Genomic DNA, 3,389 nt, shown 5'->3' on the forward strand with positions numbered 1-3,389 from the left:
GCCATCCCGAGGGGCACGACCGCGTTGGCTCCGGTCCGGGCCAGCGATTCGCCGTCTCCGGTGGCCCGGACATCGTTGCCCGGGCTGGCGCTCGTGCCGGCGGACGGGCGCGCGCCCTGCCCGGGGGCCGGGGTGGCGAGCGGATTCTGCGGGGAGCCGTTGTCCGTGCCCACCATCGTGGGAGCAGCGGACGGCGCCGTGCCGTTCCTGATGAAGGCGTAGGCCCCGCGATCAGGCGCGCCGCCGGCTCGGCCGGCGCCGGTGATGTCCGTGGTGACCGCCGGGAACGGCTCGGCCGTGCCGATGGCGGGAGAGCCCTTGCCCAGCCGGAAGTCGGCGCCCGCGCCGGTGCCGGGCTTGACGAAGCGGGGGTCGGCGACGATGTCGTGCGGACCCTTCACCTCGGGGGCCCGGCCGCCGTAGTACACGTTGTAGTCGTAGGTGACGTCGACGTCGCGGTGCTGGGAGTTCGTCGGCTGGCCGGGACGGCCGGAGGTGACGTTGTTGAGGACTCTGACGTCCGTGCTGTCCTGGGCATATATGTTGGCGTACGGATCCATGCGGGTGCTGCGGCCGTTCTGGTAGGCCGTGTTGTGGACGATGTCCACGTGCTGGCTCTTGTAGGAGTGGATGCCCGAGCCGCCGTTGTCGTAGGACACGTTGTTGGCAACCAACACCCGGCCCTTGTAGTCGTGGCCTTTGAGGGTGTCGATGATGATGCCGTTACCGTCCGAGTAGCACTGGCAGTGCTCCCACTTCACTCGCGTCTCGTTGTCGTGGACGGTGTTGGCGGTGATGCGGATCTTGTATGTTCTGCCGTCCCCGGCGTCGCTGTCCTTTGCGGTGAGGATCGAGATGCCGCTCTGGCCGAAGACCGAGAACCAGGCGTTGCCGTAGACGTGGTTGTGGTCGATCGTCACGTGGTCGGCGTCGATGGCGGAGATTCCCCCGCCAGGGCAGTGGTGCACCGTGTTGCCGATGATGTCGATGTGGTGCGAAGTGGCGCCCCTGTCGACCGACAGGCAGTTGGTGTTGTATTTCGGTTTCCTGGTGCTGGCGCCTTGCTCCGCCTGGGCCAGGGAGATGTTTTCGCTGTCGCCCTTGATCTCGAGGCCTCGGATGACGATGTACGAGGCTCCGCTGACACGGATGCCGTTCCACCCGGTGAGGGGGTTGATGACCGGGTGGTGACCGGGATGGGCCTGGAAGGTGATGGGCGCGCCGGGACGGCCCGAACGGGAGATCGCCAGGACGTCCGAACCGCCGGCCCGCTCCGTGTAGGTGCCGTTCATGATGGAGACGGCATCCCCGGGCGCAGTGCTGTCGGCGGCCTTCTGCAGCGTGCGGAACGGCTTGGACGGCGAGGTCCCCGGGTTGCTGTCGGAGCCAGCGGTGCTGACGTAATAGGTACGGGAAGCGGCCTGGGCCGGGGGTGAACCGGCAACTCCTAGGGGTAGCGCCGCTCCGGCGAGTAGCGCTGACAGTACGTATCGGCCTGTGCGTTTCATTGCTGCCTTTTCTTCGAGGTGCTCGCGCGGGCGTCATTCCGCCCCGTGCAGGGCCGACGGGACCCGCGCGGTCGCCGTTCGTTCGCGCAGGACCTCACGAGCGGCCGAGGGGGCAGGACACCACCTCGCACACCCGCGGCCGGAGGAGGCGGGTGCCGGACTCCGTGCCCGGTGCGGCAGGCTCCGATCACGGGGTAGGCGCGTCGGCAGCCGATGCGCCGGCGGCCGTCCACGCCGAGAGTGGTGTCGCCCGCCAAGTCTGCTTCGTGGGAGGCGAGTTGCGTAAGTGACGGTCGCAGGCTCCGACTTCGGATGCAAGAGCGGACAACTTGTCAATATTCTGACGAGTCATCAGCTGAACCCTCGGCCCGGGCGCTCCACGAGAACGGTGGTTGCGTCCGGTCCCGGGTGGGCACCAGGATGCCGTCCACGATCAGCACGGTGTCCTGCCGCGGGCGCGGCGCGGGCGAGATGGCCGGCAGAGGGGCGAGGTGGTCCAGCACCCGGTCCGCGGCCGACTTCGAGATCCCGAACAACGGCGCGACCTGCCGCAGCGTCAGATCGGTCCGCCGGTACGTGGCAACCAGCAGCACCCGGTCCTCCAGGCAGAGCCGCCACGGCCGGCCGCGCCGGACGTCACCTCCGCGACGGCGGACCAGCGCGACCGGCTTGCGGAACTGCGACTCGCGCAACCCCGAGAACGGCTCGATCCACATCGGATCGCTTGCCGAGATCACCCCACCCATGCCGTGACCGACGCCGAACCGGGCGGACAGTTAAGGGACAGCCTGTAGGCTGACCAGGGCACGTCCCACCGGGGGGAAGGGCACCGCGCATGATGAGACGTCTTGTTCCGCTGGCTGCAGTGATGTTGGCGCTGGCCGCCTGTAGCTCGGCCGGGTCCGACGGTCAGAAGGTCGGCAGCGACGGCGAGCTGGCCTGCTCGCTGGTGCGGAGGCTGCCCGACCGGATGCCCGACCAGCCGGCCGGCGGCTCGTCGGACCATTCCTGGGACGTCGCGGTCGGCCGACTGAACACGGCCGCAGAGCTGGCCCGGGTGGCCGCGCTGGAGGACAAGAAGTACCAGCCGCTCGCCGACACGCTTGCCACCGCCCGGCAGACGTTCTCCACCACCTTCGACCTCCACCGTGCCGAACCGGGCATCAAGCAGGCGCGCACCCAGTGCTGACACCACCGCCCGCAACGCCGGGACGGCTCCTACCGTCGGGCAACCGACGATGCGCGACGCGACGGTCCCGGGAGCAGCGCTCCGCCGTCACCGTTCCGGGCGGCGATCGGCTCCCCGCGCGGTGTGCGGCATGATCGCGTCGTCCGGGATCACCCCGAGCCGGCCCGCCTCGTAGTCCTCCATGGCCTGGATGATCTCGGCCTTGGTGTTCATCACGAACGGCCCGTAGTGGAAGACCGGCTCCCGGATCGGCTCGCCGCCCAGGATCAGCACGTCCAGGTCGGCCGAGTCGCCGTCGGGCCGGCTGCTCGCCGTGACGGTCAGGGCGCCGCCCGGGCCGAAGACCGCGAGCTGGTGGGCGGCGAGGGGCCGGCCCTCGGTCCCCACCGAGCCGTGTCCCGCCAGTGCGTAGACCAGCGCGTTGAACTCGGGGCGCCAGGGCAGTACCAGGCGCGCTCCGGCAGCGATGGTGGCGTGCGCCAGGGTGATCGGCGTGAACGTCGAGCCGGGGCCGGCATGTCCGTCGAGGTCTCCGGCGATGACCCGCACCAGCGCGCCGCCGTCGGCCGAGGACAGCAGGGTGACCTCGCGCCCTTCGATGCTCTGGTACTTGGGCGGGTTCCACTTGCTGGCCCTGGGCAGGTTGACCCACAGCTGGATGCCGTGGAACAGCCCACCGGAGACGACCAGCG

Annotated in this window: 3 protein-coding genes and 1 pseudogene; 1 reads left to right on the forward strand and 3 read right to left on the reverse strand. The window is 69.8% G+C overall.

The genetic code is table 11. The features are described 5' to 3' along the window. Window positions 1-1,508: DUF1565 domain-containing protein (locus tag ABZ641_RS30015; RefSeq protein ID WP_359986803.1), on the reverse strand; the 1,508-nt coding region annotated here is incomplete at its 3' end. A 395-nt stretch (window positions 1,509-1,903) separates the two neighbouring features. Continuing rightward, window positions 1,904-2,254, reverse strand: a pseudogene (locus ABZ641_RS30020) (transposase family protein); the annotation flags it as partial. Window positions 2,255-2,343: 89 nt separating this feature from the next. Here ABZ641_RS30020 and ABZ641_RS30025 point away from each other — a divergent pair. Then, window positions 2,344-2,697 (forward strand): hypothetical protein, encoded by a 354-nt coding sequence (locus ABZ641_RS30025; RefSeq protein WP_344625323.1) that lies wholly within the window; start codon window positions 2,344-2,346, stop codon window positions 2,695-2,697. 87 nt (window positions 2,698-2,784) lie between these two features. Here ABZ641_RS30025 and ABZ641_RS30030 read toward each other — a convergent pair. Next, on the reverse strand, window positions 2,785-3,389 hold a 605-nt coding region (locus tag ABZ641_RS30030; protein ID WP_359986806.1), incomplete at its 5' end, for a pirin-like C-terminal cupin domain-containing protein.

The organism is Kitasatospora sp. NPDC007106 (assembly GCF_040634455.1).
Taxonomy (GTDB): Bacteria; Actinomycetota; Actinomycetes; order Streptomycetales; family Streptomycetaceae; genus Kitasatospora; species Kitasatospora arboriphila.